We start from the raw sequence: 25,681 nt of genomic DNA on the forward strand, positions 1-25,681 counted from the left end.
AACTTGCTTTTTTTTATAGTCGGAGAGTTTATAATATGACAAATACAAGATCCAAAATTAAAACTCCAAGATCGCCATATGTAAAAAAATATAATAGTTGGCGAGTAAGGATTTTGTATTCTATTATTATAGGTTACGCAACTTTTTATTTTTGTCGTCAGAATTTTAATATAGCAACTCCTGCTATAAGAGAATATTTTGGGGTTACTAAAACACAAATTGGCTGGATATTAACTGCTTCATCTATTATGTATGGAGTTAGTAAAGCGTGTAACGGGTTTATTAGCGATAAAGTTAATGCTCGGATATTTATGGTTTTGGGTCTTTTATTTGTCGGGATCATTACTATGCTAATAGGTTTTTCAGATTCTTTATGGCTTATAGGAATTTTATGGATAGCCAGTAACTGGTTTCAATCTATGGGCTGGCCTCCTGCAACAAAGATGCTTACTCACTGGTTCGCTTCAAAAGAACTTGGAACTAAATGGGCTATGGGTGCAACTTCTAATCAAATAGGTGGTGCCCTTGCTATGATAAGCTGTGGTTATTTAATCGATAAATTTGATTGGAGAGCTGCCTTTTTTGTTCCAGGTGTAGTTGCTTGTGTAGTATCGCTTTTTTTATATAATAGGCTTCGTAATTCTCCAAAAGAAGTAGGTTTATCTACCGTAGAGGAATATAAAGAATATCCGCTTGAAGCTATAGGAGATTATGAGAAGCTATTAACTCCACAATTACTTAAAATGGTCTTTTGTAATAAGCTAATATGGTATGTTTGTTTAGCAAACATGTTTGTTTATATAATACGTTCCGGAGTAATTTATTGGGCTCCAACATTTTTAAAAGATTTACGTAATATAAGTCTTGCAAATGCAGGCTTACAAATCGGTTTATATGAAATGATAGGTATCCCAGGGGCATTAATAGCAGGTGTTTTATCTGATAAACTATTTCAAGGTCGTCGAGGTCCTGTTGCATCCATATGTATGGTATTGCTTAGCTTATTGTTAGTCTTGTTTTGGAAACTTCCTATTCACAGTGAATTATTAAGTATAGTAATTCTTTCTTTAATAGGCTTTTTTGTTTCAGGACCTCAGCTCCTTGTAGGTATAGCAGCTGCTGACTTTAGTACTCGTCAGGCTGTCGGTACGGCTAATGGATTATCAGGGTTATTTGGTTATTTAGGAGCGGCTATTGCGGGAGTCGGCGTAGGATGGATTAGCGATAATTATGGTTGGAATGGGGTATTTATATTTTTCAGTATTTCTGCTCTTTTAGGAGGAGGATTATTTGCTTTAATATGGAATCGTTCAGCTAAAAAATACATTTAATAATTATAATAAATAGGTTACAAAATGACAATACAATATACTTTTTCAATGATTAAGCCTGATGCTATCAAAAGGAATAAAATAGGGCAAGTTAATACTTACTTAGAAAATGCCGGTTTAAAAATAGTGGCTCAGAAAATGAAATTTTTAACTAAATATGAAGCTGCATGTTTTTATGATGAGCATAGAGCAAGACCGTTTTTTAATAGCTTAGTTGAATATATTACTTCAGGAGCGGTAGTACTTCAAGTGCTTAAGGGGGAGGATGCTATAACTTTAAACCGCACCGTTATGGGTGCAACTAATCCTGCTGAAGCTGAAGCAGGCACTATTAGAAAAGATTTAGGCGAATCAATTGAGGCTAATAGTATTCATGGTTCAGATAGTGAAAATAGTGCGAAAAGAGAAATAGAATTTTTCTTTAATAAATCTGAAATTATAGAATAATTAATGCTAAAATATGACGTAATAGTTATAGGCGGTGGACATGCAGGCGTAGAAGCAGCCGCTGCTTCTGCACGTCTTGGAGTGCCTACTCTCTTAATTACGTTAAAACCGGAAAATTTAGGCGAAATGTCTTGCAATCCAGCAATCGGTGGCATTGCAAAAGGCACATTAGTTAAAGAAATCGATGCACTTGATGGGTTAATGGGTTATGTTATAGACCAAGCCGGTATACATTATAAAATGCTGAATGAGACTAGAGGACCAGCAGTTTGGGGACCTAGAGCTCAAGCTGATCGAAAGCTTTATAAAAAAGCAATGTATCAAATATTAACAAATTATCCTAATCTAGATATATTATATGGAAAAGTGGAAGATATAGAAATTAAATCTTCTAAAATTGAAGCGGTTATTTTAAATAACGGTAGCAAAATTCTTTGTCAAAAAATTATATTAACTACAGGTACTTTTCTATCAGGTCTTATTCATATTGGACAAAAAAAAATTCCTGCCGGTAGAGTAGATGAAGAGCCTTCGTATGGATTGTCAAATACATTAAAACAAATAGGTTTTAAACTGGCTCGTTTAAAAACAGGTACACCGCCTCGCATTGATGGACGTACTATTGATTATAGTAAAACAATTTTACAACCCGGCGATAAAATTCCTCGTCCTTTTTCTGAATTAACAAATATTGTTAATGTTTCTCAGATAAATTGTTTTATCACAAAAACAACCTCAGAAACTCATGATATTATACGTGAGAATCTTGATAAATCCGCAATGTATTCAGGGCAAATAGAAGGAATAGGACCGCGATATTGTCCTTCTATTGAAGATAAAATAGTCAGATTTAGTACAAAATCAGAACATCGTATATTTTTGGAACCTGAAGGGTTAGATGATTATACGATTTATCCAAACGGTATTTCTACTTCTTTGCCTGAAGATGTGCAACATAAATTAATCAAAACAATACCAGGATTAGAAAATGTAAAGGTTTTACGTCCAGGTTATGCTATAGAATATGATTATGTTGATCCACGTGAAATAAGTGTTACGCTAGAGACAAAAAAAATAGCTGGATTGTATTTGGCCGGGCAAATTAATGGTACTACAGGATATGAGGAAGCCGCAGGGCAAGGTATAATAGCCGGTATAAATGCTGCTTTAGCAGTAAAAGATCAAGCACCGTTTATGTTAACAAGAGCAAACAGTTATATTGGAGTAATGATTGACGATTTAACAACATTTGGTACTATAGAACCTTATCGTATGTTTACTTCTCGCTCAGAATATAGATTATCTTTAAGAGCAGATAACTCTGATTTACGTTTAACGGAATTAGGGATGAACATTGGAGTCGTATCAGAAAAACGTAAAAAAATATTCACAAAAAAATGTGAAGATATAGAAAAAATAAAATCATTATTAAATACCTTGTCTTTAACTACTAGTAAACTTGCTAAAATGGGTATACAGGTTGCACAGGATGGTACATATAAAACAGTATTAGACTTATTTAAAATACCTAATTTTAATGTTGAACAAGCTATTAAAATTTTTCCTATGCTTAAAGAAACACAAAATAATAACATTTTGCAATTACTCTATATTGAAGCAAAATATGCTTCATATTTAACTAGACAACACGCAGATATTAATTTATTTCAAAGTGAAGAGGCGCAGTTCATACCTAAAAATATTGACTATTTTAAAATACCAAGTATATCATTAGAGATACAGGAAAAACTTTCTTCCCATAAACCTACTACTATTGGTGTAGCACGTCGAATTCCAGGGATTACACCTGCAGCAATTACGGCTATTATAATTTATTTAAAAACTAAATATAGTGATGGAAGTTCCACGTGAAATAATTGAAAAGTTAGAAATTTTTCAAAAGTTAGTTAAAAAATGGAATAAATCAATCAATCTTGTATCGGATAATACTATACATAATTTTTGGCAACGTCATATATTAGACTCATTACAATTAATACAATATATTGATAATAAAGAAATACATTTGGTTGATATAGGAAGCGGTTCCGGTTTGCCTGGTATAGTATTATCTATAGCGGGGGTAGCGCAAGTAAGTTTAATAGAAGCTGATTTACGTAAATGTATATTTTTAGAAAAAGCATCAAAGATATCAAATAATAACATACAAATAATCAATCAAAGAATAGAAAAAGTAGAAATAGATTGTAGTATATTAACTTGTAGAGCTTTCTCTAACTTAAATACAATATTTAATTGCATAAAAAATATTTCAGTACGAGAAAAATTTTTGCTATTAAAAGGAAAAAATTATTTAACTGAAATAGTAGAAGCTAAAGAGAGATGGTTATTTGGTTATTTAATACATCAAAGTATTACTTGTGAAGAAGGGAAAATTCTAGAAGTTAGTAATTTAACAAAAATGATATGAAAGTAATTGCTATTGTTAATCAAAAAGGAGGGGTAGCTAAAACTACAACTACTGTAAATTTAGCTACAGCTTTTGCTGCTGTAAATAAAAAAATTTTAGTTATAGATCTTGATCCTCAAGGGAATAGTAGTACAGGTTTTGGAATTAGTCAGCAACAACGCAAAAATACTATATACCAAGTATTAACAAATTTAATAGAATTGCAAGATGCAATAATTTCTACAAATATACCAAATTTAGAAATAATTACTTCAAACACTAATCTATCTGCGGCTGAATTAGACTTAACAAAATTAAAGGACCGAGAATATATTTTAATGAAGCTATTGGCAGAAATAAAAATATTATATGATTATATAATTATTGATTGCCCTCCTTCATTAAATTTATTAACGGTAAACGCTTTAGTTGCAAGCGATGAAGTACTGATTCCAATGCAATGTGATTTTTATTCTTTAGAAGGATTAAGTCATTTGTTAAAAACAATTGAAATTGTAGAGAAAAAATTAAATCCTAAGATAAAGATTGCAGGTATATTATTTACAATGTATGATAGGCGTAATCGTTTAACTGAACAAGTAGAAGATGATGTTAGAAAATGCTTAGGAGAATTAGTATTTAAAACCGTTATTCCAAGAAATATTAAACTATCTGAAGCTCCTTCATATGGAAAACCGGCTATTATATATGATTATAAATGTTCGGGAGCAGTTGCATATATAGAACTTACAAAAGAAATCTTAGAAAGATATGGTGAAAAATAAAGGACTAGGAAGAGGATTATCTTCATTACTTGGAGAAGAAGTTATTTCTATAGAATCAGAAATAGTACAAATAATAAATATTGATAAAATAAGACCAAACGAGAATCAGCCTAGAAAAAACTTTGAATATGATAAAATAAAAGAATTAGCAGATTCTATATTGAATAATGGTTTATTACAGCCTATTATTGTTGATAATAATTTCCAAATTATAGCAGGAGAGCGACGCTGGCGTGCATGTAAATTAGCAAAAGTTTTAGAGATACCGGTAATTATAAAAAATTTAGATGCTAGAGAGAGTATGGAAATAGCATTAATTGAGAACATACAAAGAACTGATTTAACAGTGATGGAAGAAGCTCGTGGCTTTAAATATTTAATAGACAATTTTAATTATACGGCAGAAAAATTAGCTGAAAGGCTTGGTAAAAGTCGTAGTCATATAGCTAATTTATTAAGGCTTAATAATTTGCCGCAGTCTATTCAAGATAAAGTAAATGAAAATATACTAAGTATGGGTCAAGCTCGGTGTTTAATAAATCATGAACATGCAGAAGTAATAGCCGATTATATTATAAATAATGATTTAAATGTACGTCAAACAGAAGAACTAGTAAGACAATGGTATAAAAATGAGTATACAAAATCCCCGAACAATAATAATAAAATAGGAAAGCGTTTTTTAAAGTACAACTCTACGGATAATGATCTAGAATTATTAGTGAAAGCTTTATCAGAAAAATTTGGTATAAAAATAACAATAGAAAATTATCCATTAGGCGGAAAATTAATATTTCATTATAAAGATTTGGAAGAATTAGACTTGATATTGTTAAAATTAAATTAAAATGTATATGGAAAAATTATCAATAAGCTTCGAAAAATTATAAGTATAAAAGTATACACAATCCTCAGGCTGCTAAAATTAAAGTATATATACAGCATTTTATTTCTTAAAATAAATATCTAAACGAGAAAAACAATGATAGAAATTACAATGTCTAATTTTGAATTATATGATCATAGAGCAATAAATTCATACAATACAGTAGTAAATATATATATCGGTGTAAAATAATAATATAAGGAAATAAGTAATTTATGTCATATCAATATGTTTATGAAATGGTTGGTTTAAGCAAAATTATAAATGGTAAACGAATTTTAAAAGAAACAAATTTATCATTTTTACCAAAAGCTAAAATCGGTATAATAGGTCCAAATGGAGCAGGCAAATCGACTTTATTAAAAATAATGGCAGGTATTGATAAAGAGTTTGAAGGTAAAGCAACAGCTAAAATTGGTATAAAAGTAGGATATTTACCTCAAGAACCGTATCTTGATGCTAGTAAAAATGTTTTTGATAATATCATAGAAGGTCTTCATGAAAAGAAAAAACTTATTGATGAATTTAATTATATAAGTAACAAATTTGCTGCTGAAATCACTGATGAAGAAATGCAAAAGCTTTTTGATAAACAAGCAGAATTGCAAGAAAAAATAGATAATTGTGATGGATGGAATCTAGAACGTGAAATAGAGATCGCAATGCTTGCTTTACGTTGCCCACCAAAAGAAGCAGATATTACAAAAATTTCTGGTGGAGAAAAAAGAAGAGTGGCTTTATGTAAATTGCTTTTAGAGAAACCTGATATGTTGTTACTTGATGAACCTACAAATCATTTGGATGCAGAATCAGTTTCTTGGCTTGAGGATTATTTAAAGCATTATGAAGGTACTGTAATAGTAATTACCCATGATCGTTATTTTTTAGATAATGTTACAGAATGGATATTAGAAATAGATCGTGGAAATTGTATACCGTGGGAATCAAATTATAGTTCTTGGCTTGAGCAGAAGCAAAAAAAATTAGCTTTAGAAAGTAAAGAAGACGATGATAGAAAAAAACAATTGAATCGTGAACTTGAATGGATTCGTCAAACTCCAAAAGCTAGACAATCAAAAAATAAAGCACGTATTACAGCATATCAAGAGTTATTAAATAAACAACAAGAACAAAAAACTGATCCTACTCAAATAATTATACCTAACGGACCTCGTTTAGGTGATCTTGTTATTGAAGCAGAACATATAGCTAAAAAATTTAATAATAAAATATTATTATCAGATTTTAGTTTTAAAGTTCCACGTGGAGCTATTGTAGGAATTATTGGACCGAATGGAGCAGGTAAGTCTACTTTATTTAATATTATTACAGGTAAAATAATGCCAGATAGTGGTTCTATTAAAATTGGTCAAACGGTAAAATTAGGTTATGTCGATCAATCACGGGATCATTTAGATGATAATAAGACTATATGGGAAGAAATTTCAGAAGGTCTAGATGAATTACAACTTGGTAATAGAATAATTAAAAGTAGAGCTTATTGTGCAGCTTTTAATTTTAGAGGCGGTGATCAACAAAAAAAAGTTGGACAACTTTCAGGTGGAGAACGTAACAGAGTACATTTGGCAAAATTACTAAAAGAAGGAGCAAATGTTATATTATTAGATGAGCCGTCTAATGATTTAGATATTGATACGTTAAGAGCACTTGAAGATGCTATTTTAGATTTTACAGGTTGTGTATTAGTGATTAGTCATGATAGATGGTTTTTAGATAGAATAACCACTCATATTATATCATATGATAAAGAAAATAATGCTACATGGTTTGAAGGAAATTATCAAGATTATCATGAATATATGCTAAGTACTAACGGGGAAAGTATTTTAAATCCAAAATATAAACATAAGAAATTAATATAAATATGTCTTTAACGCAAATATTATTAATTTTGTTTGTAGGAATATTGGTAACAAAACCGCATGATATTTTTATAATTATTAAAGAATTAAAAAAAATAAAAGCGTATTTAATTAATATTAAGTCATCTATTGTAAAAAATATAGATGAACCGTTAGAAACAGAGCAGGTAAATTTTTATTTAAAAAAAATTATTAACCTAGAAGGTTATTATCATGGTAGTTATGATTTAACGACAATAAAAGAAAAATATTATACACTAATAATTAATAATGACTTAATAGAAAATGAATCAGTACCTGATATAACAGAGAAACACTAATCCGTGCCTCGTTCAATTAATTAAATTTAAGAATTATGCAAAAAGTAGTAAAACTTAACAATATCAAAATAGGAAATGATTTACCGTTTGTTCTAATTACAGGGCCTTGTCAGATTGAAGGAAAAGATCATGCGTTGTTTATGGCAGAAAAACTTGTTAAATTAACTAGCAAGCTTGAGATTCCATTTATTTATAAATCTTCTTTTGATAAAGCTAATAGAACTTCCGTACATGGGATTAGAGGAGTTGGTATTGAGAAAGGTTTAGAAATTTTATCAAAAGTAAAATCTGAATTCGATTGCCCTATTGTTACTGATGTTCATTCAGAGAGTCAATGTACTGAAACAGCCGAAGTAGCAGATATTTTACAAATTCCGGCATTTTTATGTAGACAAACCGACTTGCTTCAAGCTGCAGCAAAAACAGGTAAAATAGTAAAAGTAAAAAAAGGACAGTTTCTAGCTCCGTGGGATATGAAAAATGTACAAACAAAACTAGAAGCTTTTGGAGTAAAGGATATATTATTTACAGAGCGAGGATCATGTTTTGGCTATAATAACTTGGTATCTGATATGCGTAGTCTTGCAATAATGGCAGAGTTAAATGTACCTGTAGTTTTTGATGCCACACATTCCGTTCAGCAACCGGGCGGGCTAGGAGGCAGTACCGGCGGAGAAAGAAAATATGTAGAGTTACTTGCAAAGGCAGCAACTTCTGTAGGTATCGCCGGTATGTATATGGAAGTACATCAAGACCCCGATAACGCTCCAAGCGATGGTCCATGTATGATGAAGTTGGGTAATCTAGAGTCTATTCTTATCAAACTAAAAAAATATGATAAAATTACAAAAGAAAAATAACTTCAAATTTTACCTTTCAAAATATATATAAATATCCCCTATTAATTCAATTTTAAAATAGAAGTAATAATTTTTTACAATATATAAAAAATAGAACTTTCTTATCGTTAGAATTTCACAAATTCGCCTTTAAATCTTTGTTGTAAATTTACTTTAGAATTTTTTTAAATAGTATTAATATTGATTTATTCAGCTTATAGATCAAAAATGTTTTTATTTGTATAAATGCAAATAATTTATAGGTATAATTATTATATGGAATCAAATAAAAGCAGTTGGCAGTATACTGCTTGGTAGTCCTAAACAGGAATGAGGTTTAAAAAATATAAATGATTTTTTGACAGAGTAAATAATAATATAAAATTAAAACCTTATCAAGTAACCGATAATGTAGAATCTAATAAAGAACAAAAAAAATATTATAAAGAAGCATTAGAATGGCTTGATAAACTTACGGGATTGCAAGCTGAGCATATTATTATATCTATAAATGAAATAAAAGCCAATGCTCATTATTATTTAGGTATGATCTATGAAAATAGTAAATCGGAATTAGATTGGTTTAGAGCAATAAGAGAATATATTAGTGCTCTGGAAATTGAGAAAGATTTTAACTTTCTCTATAACCATGATACAATTCCGTAGAAGAATTTTTATTTAAATTAAATTTAATACCGCTAGCTGCTTTTGAATATTTAAAGGCTGCAAGTATAGCTAGAGCCCTCAGGAAGAACAAAATTATTGTTAAAAGCTCATAAAGTTTATAGTACGGAGATGGGAGGAAAATACTGCTTTTATACGCTCAATGCTTGACAAAGGTAAGATGGAAGATCTGAGTATAGTTACTAAAGAGGCTGACGGAACAAAATTTTTAAGTGATACACAGACTATAATAAATGATTTTGTTTCACTGCCGGAGCTGCAAGCCAAGGAGTGGCCAGAAGTACAACAAAATCAAAATGAGCAATTGACTAATAATCAACAAGAAGTAAACAAATGCCAATTAATACAGGACATAGGCATTGGGTAAATATGAGATAATGATACAAATAAGATAATATTTACTTATAATGATCCTTTGGGCAGATCGTTAAATGATCGTCCTGACTTAGTAAAACTTATTACCGAGGTTTGCTCTGATGCAGAAATAATGGATTTAAAAACTCAACAACAAGAAGAAGGAAATACTTAGGACTACGGAGTTTTGGTATGCGATGATTTAATAAGACAATCTCAAGGCCTTAAAATTCTCTCTACGGAGCAATGTAAAGGACAAGGACTAAATTTAAGAAAATCTCAAGCTGAAACATTAAAACAAAGTTTAATAGCTCTCAACAAGTCCAAGAACAACATGTTTATATTAACATTAGATAGTAATGCTTCAGATAACGAAGAAGATAAAGATAATAACGTTAATAGTAATGAAGTAGAGCATCTTCCTTATGATAATAATGACGAAGTTGAGGTAGGTGGAGCAACTATGCAACTTAATGATTAACATTAAAAGTTTGACGTTGCGATGTCATTGCTGCTGTTGCAGGAATGACATCGGCATTCTAATAACAATGCCCACTCGCAATACTTGCATTTACACCGAGAAAGAATTACCGCAGCCGCATTTTGCTTTAGCTTGCGGATTACTAACGTTGAAATATGAACTGCCTAGTTCTTCTATAAAATCAAGAGTGCAATCTAGCATAAATTTTTGAGAGATAGGATCAATAATAATTGTAGCATTATGTTTAGTAATGACATAATCATCTTGCTCTATATTATCTTTTGAGACTAGTTCGTAATTATACATAAGTCCTGAGCAACCGCCGCTATCAACCGAAACTCGCAGTACTAAATTCTTATCTTTTTCTAGTTTTACTAACTCGCAAACCCGTTCAAAAGCTCTATCCGTAATTGTTATCGTCACTTAAAATTACCTTGTAAAAGTCTCATAAATTATATAGTATATCTTGATATTTTTCAAGTTGGCTTTGTTGTGTGGATACCCAATCGGCATTGCGAGCAGCCGTAGGCTGCGTGGTAATCTCATGAAATAATCACAAACTCCTGAGATTGCTTCGTCAATTGCTATGCAATTTTCTCGCAATGACGAAAAGTTAGAACCACAACAACGTCTTTCAAAATAAAGGATAAAGATGCTTGCTTCATACGCTTCTGATCCTCTTAAAAGTAGGGGAAGATTATATAAGGAAATCCCGACCTCTTATAGAAACGAGTTTGAACGTGATCGTGATCGCATTATACATACTAATGCATTTAGGCGTTTGCAATATAAAACTCAAGTTTTTATTAATCACGAGGGAGATCATTACAGAAATAGGCTAACTCATTCTCTAGAGGTTTCGACTGTTGCACGTTCGGTTGCTAGTACTTTAAATTTATCAAATGATTTAGCTGAGACAATAGCACTTGCTCATGATCTTGGGCATACGCCTTTCGGTCATGCGGGAGAGCGGGCTTTAAATGAATGTATGAGAGAGTATAACGGCTTTTCTCATAATGCTCAATCTTTAAAGATACTAACATTACTTGAAAAAAGATATGCGGCTTATAATGGAGTAAATTTAACATGGGAAGTTTTAGAAGGAATAGTAAAACATAACGGTCCTATACTAGGCGAGATAAATGAATATATAGCAGAGTATAATAAGCAAAATGATTTAGAACTTAGTACCTATGCATCAGCAGAGGCTCAAATAGCAGCTCTTGCCGATGATATTAGCTATATTTCGCATGATTTGGAAGATAGTATCGGTGCTAAAATTATCGATTTTAATAGTCTTGCTGAACTTAAATATATTGATCAACATGTTGTTGAACTCAAGTCAAAATTTAAAAATATTAGTTCCTCATGTCTGATTTATGAGGTAGTACGTAAGCTAATACATGAGTTAATTACCGATTTATTATGGCAAACAAAAGAAAATTTAAATAAAGAAAAAATTACTAACATAGATGAGATACGTAACTTAAATTATCAGATAGTGGATTTTACGGAAAAAACTAATAAAAATATTAAGGAAACTAAGAAGTTTCTTCATGAGCGAGTTTATAAAAGTAATAAAATTACGGCCATCAGCCTTAAATGTACTAAAATCGTACAAGGTCTGTTTAAGGTTTATATGGATGATATTAATTTATTGCCGGTTAATTGGAAAATGCTAATAGACTCTAATGAAACATATAGTAAAGCTAGAGTTGTTGCTGATTATATAGCAGGGATGACTGATCGTTTTGCCATTCAGGAATATAATCAGCTCTGCTCGACTTCCTACATAACTTGTTTCTAAGGGTAATTTGTGCGTCGCTGCGGTGCTGCGTTCTGTGTCTCCTACAAATTCCTCCTTATTAGCGAGCGTTTGTAAGAATTCTATTCGCTGAATTTTAATAACATTTAATAATTATGAATATATTTAATCAATTGAAACAAGATATAATTGTGGCAAGCAGGCAATTATATAATAATCAAGAAATAGCAAATACTGCTACTATTGAAATACCGAAAGATAGTTTTAACGGTGATTTATCAAGTAATATTGCAATGATTATTGCAGCTAAAGAAAGTATTGCTCCTCGGGAAGTGGCTTTAAAATTTAAAGAAGTCCTTATAACATTACCTTATATTGCAAGTATAGAAATAGCAGGACCGGGCTTTATTAATTTTACTATAAAAGCTGATAGTTGGCAGGCATCAATAAAGGATATTTTACAGCATGAAGAAAAGTTTTTTGAAATTGATATAGATAAAAGCAGAAATATTAACATCGAGTATGTTTCGGCAAATCCCACCGGTCCAATGCATATAGGGCATGCTAGGGGTGCGGTATATGGTGATGTGCTAGCAAGGATTTTGCAAAAGGTAAGTTATTCCGTTACAAAAGAATATTATGTTAATGATGCAGGCTCACAAATAAATGATTTAGTTAGTACGGTATTATTACGTTATAAAGAGGCTTTAGGTGAGCAAATTACTATCCCTGCCGGGTTATATCCGGGAGAGTATTTAATTCCGCTTGGGCAAATTTTAGCGAAAGAATACGGCAATAAATTATTAACGATGAACTATGCTGAAAGGTTCAAAATAATTAAAAGTTTTGCCGTAGAAAAAATGCTTGATTTAAATAGAAAAGATTTAGCAGATTTAGGGATTAAACATGATATATTTTTCTCTGAGCAATCATTGCATGATAAAGGTGAGATAGAGGAAACAGTTAAACTACTGGAGCGTATGGGGCTAATTTATGAAGGTACGTTACCTGCCCCTAAAGGTAAAATTCACGAAGAGTGGGATAATAGAGTTCAAAAATTATTTAAATCTACTAAGTACGGTGATAGTCAAGATCGTCCTATAGAAAAAGCTGATGGAAGTTGGTCTTATTTTGCTTCTGATCTTGCATATGCTAAGGATAAAATAGAGCGGGGAGCGAATCACTTAATTTATGTACTTGGTGCCGATCATAGTGGATATGTTAAAAGAATTGAGGCAATAGTTAAAGCTTTAGGTAAGGAGCAGGTTAAAGTGGACGTTAAAATCTGTCAATTGGTCAATTTCGTTGAAAACGGTGTGCCGGTTAAAATGTCAAAACGTCTTGGGAGCTTTGCTAGTGTGCAAGACGTAAATCATGAGGTGGGGAAAGATATCATAAGATTTATGATGTTGACTAGACAAAATGATAAGCCACTTGATTTTGATTTGGTAAAAGTGAAAGAACAATCAAGAGAAAATCCTATCTTTTATGTACAATATGCACATGTGAGAACAATATCTATTTTATCAAAAGCTAGAGAATTAATGCCTGAATCTTATAATAACTTTGAATCAGGTAAGTATGATTTATCTTTATTATCCTCTGAAGAAGAAATTGAGATTATAAAACTTTTGGCTAGCTGGACAAAAACATTAGAAGCATCTGCAAAATATTTTGAACCGCATCGCATCGCATTTTATTTAATAAATTTAGCCTCAAAATTTCATTCTATGTGGAATTTCGGTAAAGAAAATAGCGATTATAGATTTGTAATTGAGAGCAATAAAGAATTAACTCTAGCACGCCTTGCTCTTGCAAGTGCCATACAGAAAGTTATAGCTAGCGGTCTCGAAGTGATAGGTGTAGAACCAATGAACAAAATGTAGTTAGGTTTTCATCGTCATTGCAAGGAGGGATTGCTCATGTGGATACCGAGTCGTCATTGTGAGCAGCCGTAGGCTGCGTGGCAATCTCATGAAATAATACTCCTGAGAGTGCTTCGTCAAAACTTACAATTTTTCCTCGCAATGACGTTTTTCTATTATCAAATTACTAAATATGATCAATAATATTTTTATTAAAATATTTCTAGTGTTTTTATTATGTATATCCGCTATTTATTTTGGTTATCAATATTATCAGAATAGCAAGCCGGTAATTACTATTTATCCTGATGAGCTGCCTACAAAAATAAAACCGTCTATAATAGAAAATAACCAAATAGCCGCAGTACATAGTACGATATATGAAAATCTTATTGCTAAAGATACAAATATTAAAACCGTAAAATTGCTTCCTGACCCTGAGAAACCTATGAGTATAGATTCTCGCAACCAAAGTCAAAGCGATGAATCTTTTGATGAAATATCTAACCTTATTGCATTAATAGAGCCAAATAATAACTCCAAAAATGAAACGGATTTAAATATAATAAAGCTTGAAAAAGGAAGTAAAGATAAGGTTAGTAATGCTAAAAATTGTAAAAATAATGAAAGTTATAAAGTACAACTAGGTTCGGTAAAATCTGAAGCAGAAGCAATGAAAGAAGGGGAAAGAATAAAAAAGCAATTCCCAAAAATTCTTAAAAATGTTGTTATCACAACCAAAAAAGTTAAATATGACGACGGCAAATTTTTCTATTTAATCTTAGCCGGTGATTATGGTAGTCTTAGTCAAGCTAAAGCGGTTTGTAAGAAATTAGCTTATAATAAGCAGAGTTGTGTGTTGAAGTGATATTTGTATACTCTTATGTCATTCCTGCGAAAGCAGAAATCCATCATAAAGCGAGATAAATCGAGCTTTTAATTTTAAGAATTTGCTGTGTTTATACTTTTTTTCTGGATTCCTGCTTTCGCAGGAATGACATAGAGAACCACGCAACAACGACGACTATAAATAAAAACTAAATAACTTATGAAAGAAGCTAAAATAGAAAATATTGACTTTGGTAATGCATTATCAGAGCGTTATCTTGCTTATGCGTTATCAACAATTATGTCACGTTCGCTTCCTGACGTACGTGACGGACTCAAGCCTGTACATCGTAGGTTATTATACGCAATGCTACAGTTAAGGCTTGAGCCGAATTCCGGCTATAAGAAATGTGCGAGGGTGGTCGGTGACGTAATAGGTAAATACCACCCGCACGGTGATGTGGCAGTGTATGATACCTTGGTACGTCTTGCTCAGCATTTTTCGTTGCGTTATCCTTTAATTGATGGGCAGGGTAATTTCGGCTCTATCGACGGTGATAATGCAGCAGCTATGCGTTATACCGAATCACGTATGACGGAAATATGTACGTTATTAATGGAGGACATCGATAAAGATACGGTAGATTTTCGCCCTACTTATGATGGTTCCGATTTAGAACCGGTAATAATGCCGGCAAGTTTTCCGAATTTACTAGCTAATGGTTCTGAAGGGATAGCAGTCGGTATGGCAACCAATATACCGCCGCATAATTTACATGAGCTTTGTGATGCTCTAATACATTTAATCAACCATCCGAAAGCTGAAATTAACGATATAATGAACTTTGTCAAAGGTCCTGATTTCCCGACCGGCGGCATAATTATTGATAAAGCTGAAGTTATTAATGCTGCATATACTACTGGACGCGGTAGTCTTAGAGTGAGAAGCAGATGGGAAAAAGAGGAGCTAAGTTACGGTACATATCAGATAGTCGTAACCGAGATACCTTATCAGGTTCAGAAATCAAAACTTATAGAACAAATAGCAATATTACTAAAGGATAAAAAAATTCCCCTTGTTAGCAATATTAGAGATGAATCAACAGATATTATAAGGTTGGTTATAGAGCCGAGAGATCGGGGATGTGATCCGCAAATAGTTATGGAATCTCTATTCAAGCTAACGAATTTAGAAAGCCGCATTCAGTTAAATATGAATGTGATCGGCAGTAATAACGTGCCGAGAGTAATGAATATTTTAGAGATTTTACAAGAGTTTCTATATCATAGACAAAATATTGTTACTCGCAGATCAACTTATCTTTTAAACAAAATCAAGCATCGTTTAGAAATTCTAAAAGGGCTTAGGATAGCTTATCTAAATCTTGATGAGATAATTAAAATTATTCGTGAAGAAGATGAGCCAAAAGCGATAATGATGGAGCGGTTTAAACTAACCGAAATACAAGTAGAAGCGATATTAAATACCCGTCTTCGCTCGCTTCGCAAGCTTGAAGAGCAGGAAATTATTAATGAGCATAGTAATTTGCATAAGCAACAAGCTATATTAGAAGAAATTCTAAATAATCCTCAAGAACTATGGAAAATAGTTAAAAAAGAAATCAAAACAGTACAAACGAAATTTGGATTAAATACGGTAATAGGAGCAAGGCGTACAAGCTTTGAGGAAGTAACGCTTACGAATCAAGTAGTTGATATAACGGCTTTCATTACTAAAGAGCCGATTACTATTATCTGCTCAAAAATGGGGTGGGTGCGTTCGTTAAAAGGTCATAACACCGATTTATCGACTATCAAATATAAAGAAGGTGATGCAGAAAAATTTATTTTAGAAGCTTACACGACTGATAAAATATTAATAGTTAGTTCAGAAGGCAGATTTTTTACTTTGCTTGCCGATAATATTTCCAAAGGTAAAGGAACAGGGGAATCTATAAAGCTACTTGTGGATATAGGTAATAACGATATTACGAATATTTTAGTCTATAAACCTGATCAGCTTTTATTACTTGCAAGTAGTGTAGGTAAGGGGTTTTTAGTTAATTCAAATGAAGTAATGGCTCAAACAAAAACAGGAAAGCAAATTATGAATGTACCGGATGGTCATGTATGTATAGCTTGTTTACCTGTAAACGGTGATAGTATTGCTTGTATCGGTGAAAGTCGTAAATTACTGGTATTTAATATAGATGAAATACCTGAAATGAAAAAAGGGCAAGGTGTAACGCTGCAAAAATTTAAGAATGCTAAGCTTCTAGATATTAAAATATTCAATAAAGAAGACGGCTTAGGTTGGAATAACAATGGAAAAGTAAAACTTGAGAAAAACATTGTTGCATTTTTAGGCAAAAGAGGTAGTACCGGTAAATTACCTCCTATGGGCTTCCCAAAAAATAATAGATTTTCATCATATTAATATAGGAGGGAAAAGATTTTCATTGTCCTCTGATGCTGGTTTTCGATGTTCTGAGTTACATATCTTTAGAGAATTATCCTGTTGCATATTAAAAAACTTCAATGCTGCCTCAAAATCCCTGTCTTTTGTGTAGACTTTCTGAATATTTAAAGCATGTAATATTGTAAATATTTTTTAAGTTGGAACTAGAAACAAAATTATATGCATCTTTAAATAATAATTTAGAAGCGGTTGCATATCTTGTAACTGCTTTTAATCCATTTACAAAGGAATATCCTGAGCTTGTAAATTGGGCATGATTCATAGTGTTACTCCTGTTTTAAAATAATAAAAATCATATATCACAATATATGGTAATCAGAGAAAATCAATATCTAAAAATAAAAAAAGTAAAATAATATAATTTTATTTAATCAAAAGGCAGTATAGCATAAATTTTTCAAGGTTTGGCCGGTACTTGAAGTACAAAAGCTAAGCATAATTTGACAAGAATTAGAGCACTGTAAGCTAATAGAATGGTTTAAAGATTTAACAGAAGAGAAAACAAGATTATTACAACGACGGAACTATACAGTTTATTGATAGTTCAATTAAAAAAAATGTAATAATCAAGGCATAAGATTACTCTAAGCCTTAATTATAATAGTGATGGCAATTAATTTGTAAATAATTAAAACTTAAGTTTTGTACCTATAAGACCAACAGTACCTCGTGTTGTTTTACTAGGTGCTTCAGGGTAATATACAGGTTTACCTTTAGCTTGGAAATGAGAAATTTCAGCATATGGTAATAAACCAGGCATGATCTTATATTCAGTAGCGAGGCTTACAGCATCAACGGTGTTTTTATATCTTGAAGTTTTAAGATACTCAAGACTTGTTTTTATAGGTCCTTGTCCATAAGCAACTGCTCCATTGTAATAATAGGTATCACGACCGACTTTATAATATTCCTTAGAGGTTAAGCTTTTACCTAAATTACCGTAAGAAGCACCACAAGAGAAATTACCGTAAGTAAATACAGCTCCAAGATTATATGCTTTTAAATTAGAAAGTTTATAGGTATTAAGCACTTGAATTGTAGTTCCGTCCATTTTAGCATGAATAAGACGACGAGCAGGTTTACCGTATTCTCCGGTGACAGATAGTTTTAAGTCTGCATCTTCGCTAATTTCATGTTCATAAGTTAAGCCGGCAGAAAAAGCATCCCTAATATTCTGATTAATAGTCATGGTTTCGTTATTCTCTAATTTAACCGTCTTTATTCCGGTTTTAGAAACACTAACTCCGTTTCTGCCTGAGCTTTCAAGCGTTAAATTATTTATATCTCTATTACCGCCTGTATTAGCAGTATCGGGAGTATAAGAAACTCCGGCTTGGAAGCCTTTCATTTTAGGCGTGAAAAAATTCAATCTTCTAGCTCTCTCAGCTTTATCATTGATTTGATCAAAAGAATTAGAGTATGACTCAAGATAAAAGCTAGCATTAGTATCAAAATCTGATTTTAAACCATTATATCGCATATATTGACCGTCAAGTAGAGCATATCTAGACCATCCTCCGGTACCTGCAGTTACTTGACTACCGGTAATACGTAACTTAGCGCTTGCATCAGCAGGAGAGCCTAGTTCTACTTTACCGTAACTAGTTTCAATAAATATATGTGATCCATTATAACTTGTAGAGGTTTTTGCTCTTGTAGTAGGCTGAAGCACTATTTTAGCACCTGCTATTACATCATTGATAGTTTTAGCAATAGTGGCCGCAAACGCTGCTTCCGTGTAAAACCCTAGCTTTTTTCTGTTATCAGTTACATTTTTATCAAATAAAATTAAATGATCCTGTTTTATATAACCGTTTTCAAATAAATAGAATCCTTCTAATTTTATTTCAGTATCAGAATTAGAAATAACAGGTGTTGGATTTTCTTCAGCAAGACCAGCCGATGCAAGGCAAATAATACTTGCAGCTAATAATAATTTTTTCACTTTAATAAAGCTCCTATAAACTTAAATAAAATTTACTATACAAAATAAATTTTTAGTTATTAATAAATATAAATCAACTACTATAATATAATAATACTTTTCAGAATTGACAATAAAAAACTATTTTAATTTGTAATAATTTAATTTTAAGTATATAATGTTGTATTATTATCACTATCATTATTCAATAGTCTCAGACTTATAGTTTTAAAGAAAAATTTTGTATTGTAAATAATTATGAGTTATAATCATTAGTTTATTAATTAAATCAAGTTTTGATTATGGCTATAATGTCAGATAAGTGGATAAAAGAAGCTGTTATAAATCACAGTATAATAAGGCCCTTTGCGGAAAAGCAGGTAAGAGTGCATAATAAAGAAAAGATTATTTCTTACGGCTTATCTTCTTACGGCTATGATGCTAGAGTATCTAATGAATTTAAAATATTCACCAATATAAATTCTACTACGGTTGATCCAAAAAACTTCAGTGAATATAATTTAGTTGATAGAGAAGTAGATGTGTGTATTATCCCACCTAATAGCTTTGCCCTTGGCAGAACTATAGAATATTTTAAAATACCGCGTGATGTATTAGTTATTTGTGTCGGCAAGTCCACTTATGCAAGATGCGGTATAATAGTAAATGTGACTCCGTTAGAACCGGAGTGGGAAGGACATGTAACTTTAGAGTTTTCTAATACTACTCCATTACCTGCTAAAATATATGCAAATGAAGGAGCTTGTCAGTTTTTATTTTTAAAGAGTGATCAAATTTGTGATACTTCATATGCCGATCGTCAAGGAAAATATATGAAACAAGTAGGCGTAACTTTACCGCTAACATAACTTTTTTATGTAGAAAATTATATTAAATTTTTAATAAGGATTTTTATGAGTACAATAAACACCGATACTAATGAGACAATGCCGCATATTTCCGTTAATGCACAATATATAAAAGATTTATCTCTTGAGAACCCTTCTGCCCCGTCTTCTCTTGCGGCTTTGGATCAACGCCCTCAAATTGATTTATCTCTAGATATAAATATTACTAATTTATCGGAAGAAAATTTCTATGAAGTAGAGTTAAATATTGAGGCAATTGCAAGAAATGAGAAATATAAATTATTTCAGATAGAATTAAAATATGCTGGAGTATTTAATTTAATTAATATTGATTCTGAACAACATCCGGTTTTATTATCCGTTCATTGTCCGGCAATGATATTTCCATTTGCCAGAAAAATTATAGCTAGCTGTACTCAAGATGCAGGATTCCAGCCTTTAATGATTGATCCTATAGATTTTGGTGCCTTATATCATAAGAAAATGTCAGAGCATCAAAACTAAGAAAATCATTTAATTATTTAATAAATTTCATTTTAAACGCCATGGTTTTTAAACTACAGATAGAGCTTAATAGTAAAAATTTTATCAATTTGATTAAATATTCTTTACTTATGTTATTAATGTAATGTATAAAGCACTAGATAAAAAATTATAATTTAGTTAACAATAATTAACTGTAATTAAATTATAGCACAATATAAAAATTGAATTTTATGGAGAAAAATAATGAGAGTTTTGTTAATTGAAGGCGAGCCGGAAATGGCTAACTTAATTGAACTAACTTTAGCTTCAGAAGGGATAGTTTGCGATAAAGCTTCAGTTGGTGTAGAAGGTTTAAGACTTGGTAAAGTTGGTGGTTATGATCTAGTAATCTTAGACCTTATGTTACCGGATATTAATGGTTTTGAGATATTACTAAGATTGCGTGCTGCAAAAATAAAAACCCCAATCTTAATTTTATCTAGCTTAACGGATACGTATAAAAAGATTACTGGTTTCTCTTCCGGAGCCGATGATTATCTAACCAAGCCGTTTGTAAGAGAGGAATTAATTGCTAGAATTAAAGCTATAGTTAGACGTTCTAAAGGTCATGCAGCATCAGTATTTAGGTTTGATAAGGTTAGCATAAACCTAGATACTAGAAGTGTAGAAGTTGACGGCAAAAAAGTACATTTGACGAACAAAGAATATGCTATTTTAGAGCTATTAATACTCCGAAGAGGAACTATCTTAACTAAAGAAATGTTCTTAAATCACTTATATAGTAGTGTTGATGAACCGGAAATGAAAATTATTGACGTCTTTATTTGTAAACTTCGTAAAAAGTTAAGTGATGCTGCCGGCGGTAGAGATTATATCGACACAGTATGGGGACGTGGTTATATGCTAAAAGAATATGATGAGTTACAACAAAAAGAAATTTTAGCACAAGGAGCATAATTAATGCCTTTATCTACTTCTTTACTTGGTAAAAAAAGTACTTATAAAGATAGTTATGATGTGACTTTATTATTTAAAATTCCACGTATAAATAATCGAAACGAACTTGGAATAAATAGTAATAATCTTCCGTTTTATGGTGTAGATGTTTGGAATACATATGAACTATCTTGTCTTAATAAGAACGGTAAGCCATGGGTTGGAGTAGGTACTTTTTATATACCGACGGATTCTGAAAATATAGTAGAATCAAAATCATTTAAATTATATCTAAATTCTTTTAATAACTTTGTTGTTGAATCAGTAAAAGAACTAGAAAGAATTATCTTGCAGGATCTAAGTAATGTTACACACGCTAAAGTAACAGGACGTATATTTCCTATAGATACAAAAGTAGAATTTGGTGTTCCAAGCGGTAAAAATATCGATGATTTAGATATAGTATGCAATAATTACGGTGCACCCGATAATAGTTTAATTGAGTATGAAGATGTTTTGGTAGAAGAAGAGATTAATTCTAATTTACTCAAATCAAATTGCCTAGTAACCGGTCAACCGGATTGGGGTACAATCGTTATAAAATATAAAGGAAAAAAGTTAAAATATGATTCTTTTCTGAAATATTTAATATCTTTTAGAAATTGTAATGAATTTGCAGAGCAGTGTGCTGAGCGTATTTTTACAGATATTAAAAACGCTATAAGTCCTGATTTTCTTTCTATTTATATAGTATATGCTAGGCGTGGAGGAATTGATATTTGTCCCTATCGTTCTACCGATAAAAGTTATACTTTACCTAGCGATAAACGATTTATTAGGCAATAATCACTTTTCTAATCCATAAAAAAATCCGTTTGTGAGAAAAGTATTGTCAGTGTGGATTGAAAAACGCATCCGTTGTCATTCCGTGGCTTGATCACGGAATCTAGCTTAAAATACTATTAATAGTATTTTAGATTTTTTTATGGACCCCGTGGGTCAAGCCACGGGGTGACACAGTGGATTTTACCGGTCCATCCAGCAATGTTCTGACTATACAGGAATGACATAAACGAGCCACGCAATAACGCTGATCAAGGTGGGGTAACAATCAAAAATAATTCACGTAAGCAAGCTTTTCGCAGGATAGCAGTTAGTATAATTTTATGATTCTTTTGTAGGATTTTGTGGAGGCTTTAGGCTTTCTACTATTTTATTCAGGTCTATTTGACTACAGATCCCCAGTAATACGGGATCACGAGGACGAATAGAATTCATATTCCAATGGCTACGGGTTCTAATAGCATCTATAGTAATTTTAGTAGTACCTATTAATTTAATTATTTGATGGTCTTGGATGTTTGGATAATTAGACAATAACCAATATATAGCATCCGGTTTATCTTGACGTCTTGCTATAGGAGTGTATTTAGCACGTTGTTTTTTCTGATTGTTCATCAATTCATCAGCAGGGCTATATGAAATTTGTAAATTAACATTAGGATCTTTACTGCAACGCTCAATTTCCTCTAAAGTTAACTGACCGTTTGCAATTGGATTTAAACCTTTTATAGATTGTGCTACTTCACCGTCAGCCATACCTTTTATTTCAAATTCATGAATACCGCAAAAATCGGCAATTTGTTTAAAAGTTAAAGAAGTATTTTCAATTAACCATATAGCCGTGGCTTTTGGCAGAAGCGGTAATGTTTTTTGCGAATTCATGATAATTGTTTTTTGGCTTAATTTAAGAAATTATAACAAATAGAGTTATTTAAGTCAATCTTCATTTAGAAACTTAACTATCTCCTCAACTACTTTCTTAGCATCGCCGAATAACATAAAAGTATTATCGTGATAAAATAGCGTATTTTTTATACCTGCATATCCTGATGCCATAGAACGTTTAATAAACAAAATCGTGCGTGCTTTTTCGACATCGAGTACCGGCATACCGTAAATTGGACTGTTCGGATCATTTTTAGCAGCAGGATTAGTTACGTCATTTGCACCAATCACAAGCACTACGTCAGTGGTAGCGAAATCTCTATTAATGTCTTCAAGCTCAAGTACTTTCTCATAATCTATATTAGCTTCTGCAAGTAAAACATTCATATGCCCCGGCATTCTACCTGCTACCGGATGTATGGCAAAACGTACATTAATATCTGAACGTTCTAATATATCAACCATCTCTTTTATGATATGCTGAGATTGGGCTACTGCCATACCGTAACCGGGAACAATTATCACTGATGATGTATTAAGTAGTAAATGTGCTGCATCTTCAGGGCAGCTTGTTTTTGCTATTTTATCGTCGTCTATATCCTTGTTAATTCCAGTAGGTGCAGGCAAAAGCGCCCCAAAAATAACCTTAATTAATGAGCGATTCATCGCTTTGCACATTATATAGCTAAGTATAGCGCCGCTACTACCGACTAATGCTCCAGTAATAATAAGTAGGCTATTGCTAAGCGTAAAGCCTATACCTGCTGCCGCAAAACCTGAATAAGAATTTAGCATTGAGACTATAACAGGCATATCTGCACCGCCTACCGGTATTATTAGGAATACTCCGATTAACAGTGATAAAAAGACTATTAGATTAAATAAAAATATATTCTCTGAACGAATAAACGATATTACTAGAATAACCAATATTATTGCCGTTAATAAGCATATATATTGCTGACCGTAGAATTTTAACGGGCTACTTTTCATTAAGCCTTGTAGTTTTAGAAAAGCTATAATCGAACCGCTAAAAGTTAAAGCACCGATAGAGACGCCTACTGATATTTCTATTAATGCATTAATCGGTAAACTTCCTGCTATTCCTATAGAAAAATTTTCAGGAGCAAGTACTGTAGCATAAGCTACAAATACCGCAGCAAGACCGACAAAAGAGTGAAATCCCGCTACTAATTGAGGCATTGCCGTCATGGAGATTTTAAGTGCGATAATCCCGCCGATTACAGCACCTAATAATATGGTTGCTATAATGGGTAATTTATGAGTAAAATCCGGTAGGAAAAAAGTAACGATGACTGCTATCGCCATCCCCAAAATACCTATGGTACTGCCTAAACGTGCTTGTTTTTGTGAGGATAAGAATTTGAGTGATAGAATAAAGCAAACAGCCGTAACTAAGTATAATAACTGGATAATTTGTAGGGACATAGGTGAATGTATGTTTATATTATTAGCTATTTAGTGTCATACCGCGGCTTGACCACGGTATCCAAAAAAAATAAAAAAACTGGATCCCGCGATCAAGTCGCGGGATGACAAATACGCTTCAAGAACCATGCAACAAGGCTAAAAAGTAAATCCTATACCTATAGAAACTATTAAAGGATTAAGTTTAACTTTAGAGGTTATGGTTTTATTACCTACTAAATTCGGTTTATACTCAAGTTTAGGATTTAAGAAAAATTGTCTTACGTCAATATTGATTAAAGTATCGTCTTTAGCATAAAAATCTACACCTATTTGTCCTACGGCACCGTGTCCGTTTCTAATTTTAAGACCGGTAGCTTGAGTAAGCATATAAGAACCGTGATAACCTATACCTATATATGGTCTTATTCCACCGTAAGGAGCTATATGAAATTGTCCGGTAACTGTCGCAGGGATCATATAAATAGGTTTGTTTTTTCCTAGTTTAACATTATCAACGCCATAATTATGAGCAACGGCTGCAAGGGATGTATATTTAGTGCGTAAAACATTAAAGCCAAGTGATAATTCAGTAGCTAAATAATTATTAAAGAATATAGTAGTGGACGCATCACCTCCATAACCGTTTTTTGCCACTTCTCCTACTGAAACAGGTTGAGGAGAGGTAGGAGTAGGTAATCCTTTTTGCTTAGCACTTGAAACAACACCTCCTAGACGCATCTTGAAAACTAAACTGCCTTCGTTTTCGTAATACGGTGTACTATCATAGTCAGCAGCAGAGTCTACATCATCATACATGCTTTTAGCAAAACTATTAATACTTATGGTGGATACAAACAAAATTATCCCTAATTTTTTCACTATTCTTAACATATAATTATAACCTTTACTTGCTTAAAATTGATTACCGTATTATTATATAAAATTTTTGT

General features: G+C 32.0%; 25 protein-coding genes and 1 pseudogene. 21 read left to right on the plus strand and 5 right to left on the minus strand.

Going from position 1 to position 25,681, the window contains the following annotated elements; translation table 11 throughout:
• The first annotated feature begins 35 nt into the window (after window positions 1–35).
• The 13 genes and pseudogenes from WSW_RS0106870 to WSW_RS1000000113370 all read left to right on the plus strand — a co-directional run bounded on the left by WSW_RS0106870 (window position 36) and on the right by WSW_RS1000000113370 (window position 10,420).
• On the plus strand, window positions 36–1,331 hold the full coding sequence (locus WSW_RS0106870) for an MFS transporter (protein WP_010976766.1): 1,296 nt from the start codon (window positions 36–38) through the stop codon (window positions 1,329–1,331).
• A 24-nt stretch (window positions 1,332–1,355) separates the two neighbouring features.
• The gene (gene ndk / locus WSW_RS0106875; RefSeq protein WP_010976767.1) at window positions 1,356–1,778 is read left to right on the plus strand and encodes a nucleoside-diphosphate kinase; all 423 of its coding nucleotides are present in this window, start codon (window positions 1,356–1,358) and stop codon (window positions 1,776–1,778) included.
• 3 nt (window positions 1,779–1,781) lie between these two features.
• Window positions 1,782–3,650 carry a tRNA uridine-5-carboxymethylaminomethyl(34) synthesis enzyme MnmG gene (gene mnmG, locus WSW_RS0106880; protein ID WP_004996819.1) on the plus strand — a complete coding sequence of 623 codons (1,869 nt, stop codon included), beginning with the start codon at window positions 1,782–1,784 and terminating at the stop codon, window positions 3,648–3,650.
• On the plus strand, window positions 3,634–4,209 hold the full coding sequence (gene rsmG / locus WSW_RS0106885; RefSeq protein ID WP_004996817.1) for a 16S rRNA (guanine(527)-N(7))-methyltransferase RsmG: 576 nt from the start codon (window positions 3,634–3,636) through the stop codon (window positions 4,207–4,209). The genes mnmG and rsmG overlap by 17 nt, the downstream gene beginning before the upstream one ends.
• Entirely contained in the window at window positions 4,206–4,973 is a 768-nt protein-coding gene (locus WSW_RS0106890) for a ParA family protein (protein WP_016917563.1), read from the plus strand. The genes rsmG and WSW_RS0106890 overlap by 4 nt, the downstream gene beginning before the upstream one ends.
• On the plus strand, window positions 4,960–5,820 hold the full coding sequence (locus WSW_RS0106895; protein WP_016917564.1) for a ParB/RepB/Spo0J family partition protein: 861 nt from the start codon (window positions 4,960–4,962) through the stop codon (window positions 5,818–5,820). Before WSW_RS0106890 ends, WSW_RS0106895 begins: the two co-directional genes overlap by 14 nt.
• A gap of 254 nt (window positions 5,821–6,074) precedes the next feature.
• Entirely contained in the window at window positions 6,075–7,742 is a 1,668-nt protein-coding gene (gene ettA, locus WSW_RS0106900; RefSeq protein ID WP_016917565.1) for an energy-dependent translational throttle protein EttA, read from the plus strand.
• A 2-nt stretch (window positions 7,743–7,744) separates the two neighbouring features.
• A complete protein-coding gene (locus tag WSW_RS0106905) occupies window positions 7,745–8,062 on the plus strand; it encodes a DUF2672 domain-containing protein (RefSeq protein WP_004996813.1) in 318 nt (105 codons plus the stop codon).
• Between the two features lie 35 nt (window positions 8,063–8,097).
• Entirely contained in the window at window positions 8,098–8,922 is an 825-nt protein-coding gene (kdsA, locus tag WSW_RS0106910) for a 3-deoxy-8-phosphooctulonate synthase (RefSeq protein ID WP_016917566.1), read from the plus strand.
• A gap of 459 nt (window positions 8,923–9,381) precedes the next feature.
• Window positions 9,382–9,567 (plus strand): hypothetical protein, encoded by a 186-nt coding sequence (locus WSW_RS01000000108775; RefSeq protein ID WP_016917567.1) that lies wholly within the window; start codon window positions 9,382–9,384, stop codon window positions 9,565–9,567.
• Window positions 9,555–9,952: pseudogene (locus tag WSW_RS1000000114030) on the plus strand (hypothetical protein); the annotation flags it as partial. The gene WSW_RS01000000108775 and the pseudogene WSW_RS1000000114030, both read left to right, overlap by 13 nt.
• 48 nt (window positions 9,953–10,000) lie before the next feature.
• Window positions 10,001–10,114, plus strand: coding sequence for a hypothetical protein (locus WSW_RS1000000114165; protein ID WP_016769836.1), 114 nt, complete (start codon window positions 10,001–10,003; stop codon window positions 10,112–10,114).
• A gap of 159 nt (window positions 10,115–10,273) precedes the next feature.
• Complete coding sequence (locus WSW_RS1000000113370) at window positions 10,274–10,420, plus strand: hypothetical protein (RefSeq protein WP_238528574.1); 147 nt, start codon at window positions 10,274–10,276, stop codon at window positions 10,418–10,420.
• A 90-nt stretch (window positions 10,421–10,510) separates the two neighbouring features.
• On the opposite strand, the gene WSW_RS0106935 is transcribed toward WSW_RS1000000113370, so the two are convergent.
• Window positions 10,511–10,843: an iron-sulfur cluster assembly accessory protein gene (locus WSW_RS0106935; protein WP_012150318.1), complete on the minus strand. Its 333-nt coding sequence runs from the start codon at window positions 10,841–10,843 to the stop codon at window positions 10,511–10,513.
• 229 nt (window positions 10,844–11,072) lie between these two features.
• Here WSW_RS0106935 and WSW_RS0106940 point away from each other — a divergent pair, with 229 nt between their 5' ends.
• From WSW_RS0106940 to parC, 4 genes are all read left to right on the plus strand, one after another.
• The gene (locus WSW_RS0106940; protein ID WP_016917570.1) at window positions 11,073–12,227 is read left to right on the plus strand and encodes a deoxyguanosinetriphosphate triphosphohydrolase; all 1,155 of its coding nucleotides are present in this window, start codon (window positions 11,073–11,075) and stop codon (window positions 12,225–12,227) included.
• 113 nt (window positions 12,228–12,340) lie between these two features.
• Window positions 12,341–14,071 carry an arginine--tRNA ligase gene (argS, locus tag WSW_RS0106945; RefSeq protein WP_014273140.1) on the plus strand — a complete coding sequence of 577 codons (1,731 nt, stop codon included), beginning with the start codon at window positions 12,341–12,343 and terminating at the stop codon, window positions 14,069–14,071.
• Between the two features lie 172 nt (window positions 14,072–14,243).
• On the plus strand, window positions 14,244–14,918 hold the full coding sequence (locus WSW_RS0106950; RefSeq protein ID WP_016917571.1) for an SPOR domain-containing protein: 675 nt from the start codon (window positions 14,244–14,246) through the stop codon (window positions 14,916–14,918).
• Window positions 14,919–15,098: 180 nt separating this feature from the next.
• Window positions 15,099–17,315: a DNA topoisomerase IV subunit A gene (gene parC, locus WSW_RS0106955; protein WP_016917572.1), complete on the plus strand. Its 2,217-nt coding sequence runs from the start codon at window positions 15,099–15,101 to the stop codon at window positions 17,313–17,315.
• A gap of 670 nt (window positions 17,316–17,985) precedes the next feature.
• Here parC and WSW_RS0106965 read toward each other — a convergent pair.
• Window positions 17,986–19,302, minus strand: coding sequence for a porin (locus WSW_RS0106965; protein WP_016917574.1), 1,317 nt, complete (start codon window positions 19,300–19,302; stop codon window positions 17,986–17,988).
• A gap of 281 nt (window positions 19,303–19,583) precedes the next feature.
• Between WSW_RS0106965 and dcd the strand changes: the two genes are divergently transcribed.
• From dcd to queF, 4 genes are all read left to right on the plus strand, one after another.
• Window positions 19,584–20,150 carry a dCTP deaminase gene (gene dcd / locus WSW_RS0106970; RefSeq protein WP_016917575.1) on the plus strand — a complete coding sequence of 189 codons (567 nt, stop codon included), beginning with the start codon at window positions 19,584–19,586 and terminating at the stop codon, window positions 20,148–20,150.
• Window positions 20,151–20,195: 45 nt separating this feature from the next.
• The gene (secB, locus tag WSW_RS0106975) at window positions 20,196–20,654 is read left to right on the plus strand and encodes a protein-export chaperone SecB (protein WP_004996787.1); all 459 of its coding nucleotides are present in this window, start codon (window positions 20,196–20,198) and stop codon (window positions 20,652–20,654) included.
• A gap of 225 nt (window positions 20,655–20,879) precedes the next feature.
• Window positions 20,880–21,593, plus strand: a complete 714-nt coding sequence (gene ctrA, locus WSW_RS0106980) for a response regulator transcription factor CtrA (RefSeq protein ID WP_016917576.1) — start codon at window positions 20,880–20,882, stop codon at window positions 21,591–21,593.
• 3 nt (window positions 21,594–21,596) lie between these two features.
• Complete coding sequence (gene queF / locus WSW_RS0106985; protein WP_016917577.1) at window positions 21,597–22,418, plus strand: NADPH-dependent 7-cyano-7-deazaguanine reductase QueF; 822 nt, start codon at window positions 21,597–21,599, stop codon at window positions 22,416–22,418.
• A gap of 318 nt (window positions 22,419–22,736) precedes the next feature.
• On the opposite strand, the gene WSW_RS0106990 is transcribed toward queF, so the two are convergent.
• The 3 genes from WSW_RS0106990 to WSW_RS0107000 all read right to left on the minus strand — a co-directional run bounded on the left by WSW_RS0106990 (window position 22,737) and on the right by WSW_RS0107000 (window position 25,622).
• A complete protein-coding gene (locus tag WSW_RS0106990; RefSeq protein WP_016917578.1) occupies window positions 22,737–23,297 on the minus strand; it encodes a cell cycle transcriptional regulator TrcR in 561 nt (186 codons plus the stop codon).
• A gap of 54 nt (window positions 23,298–23,351) precedes the next feature.
• Window positions 23,352–24,749, minus strand: a complete 1,398-nt coding sequence (locus WSW_RS0106995; protein ID WP_016917579.1) for an NAD(P)(+) transhydrogenase (Re/Si-specific) subunit beta — start codon at window positions 24,747–24,749, stop codon at window positions 23,352–23,354.
• A gap of 138 nt (window positions 24,750–24,887) precedes the next feature.
• Window positions 24,888–25,622, minus strand: a complete 735-nt coding sequence (locus WSW_RS0107000) for an OmpW family outer membrane protein (RefSeq protein ID WP_016917580.1) — start codon at window positions 25,620–25,622, stop codon at window positions 24,888–24,890.
• Window positions 25,623–25,681 lie beyond the last annotated feature (59 nt).

Origin of the sequence: Rickettsia honei RB (genome assembly GCF_000263055.1) — a bacterium.
Lineage (GTDB): Bacteria > Pseudomonadota > Alphaproteobacteria > Rickettsiales > Rickettsiaceae > Rickettsia > Rickettsia rickettsii.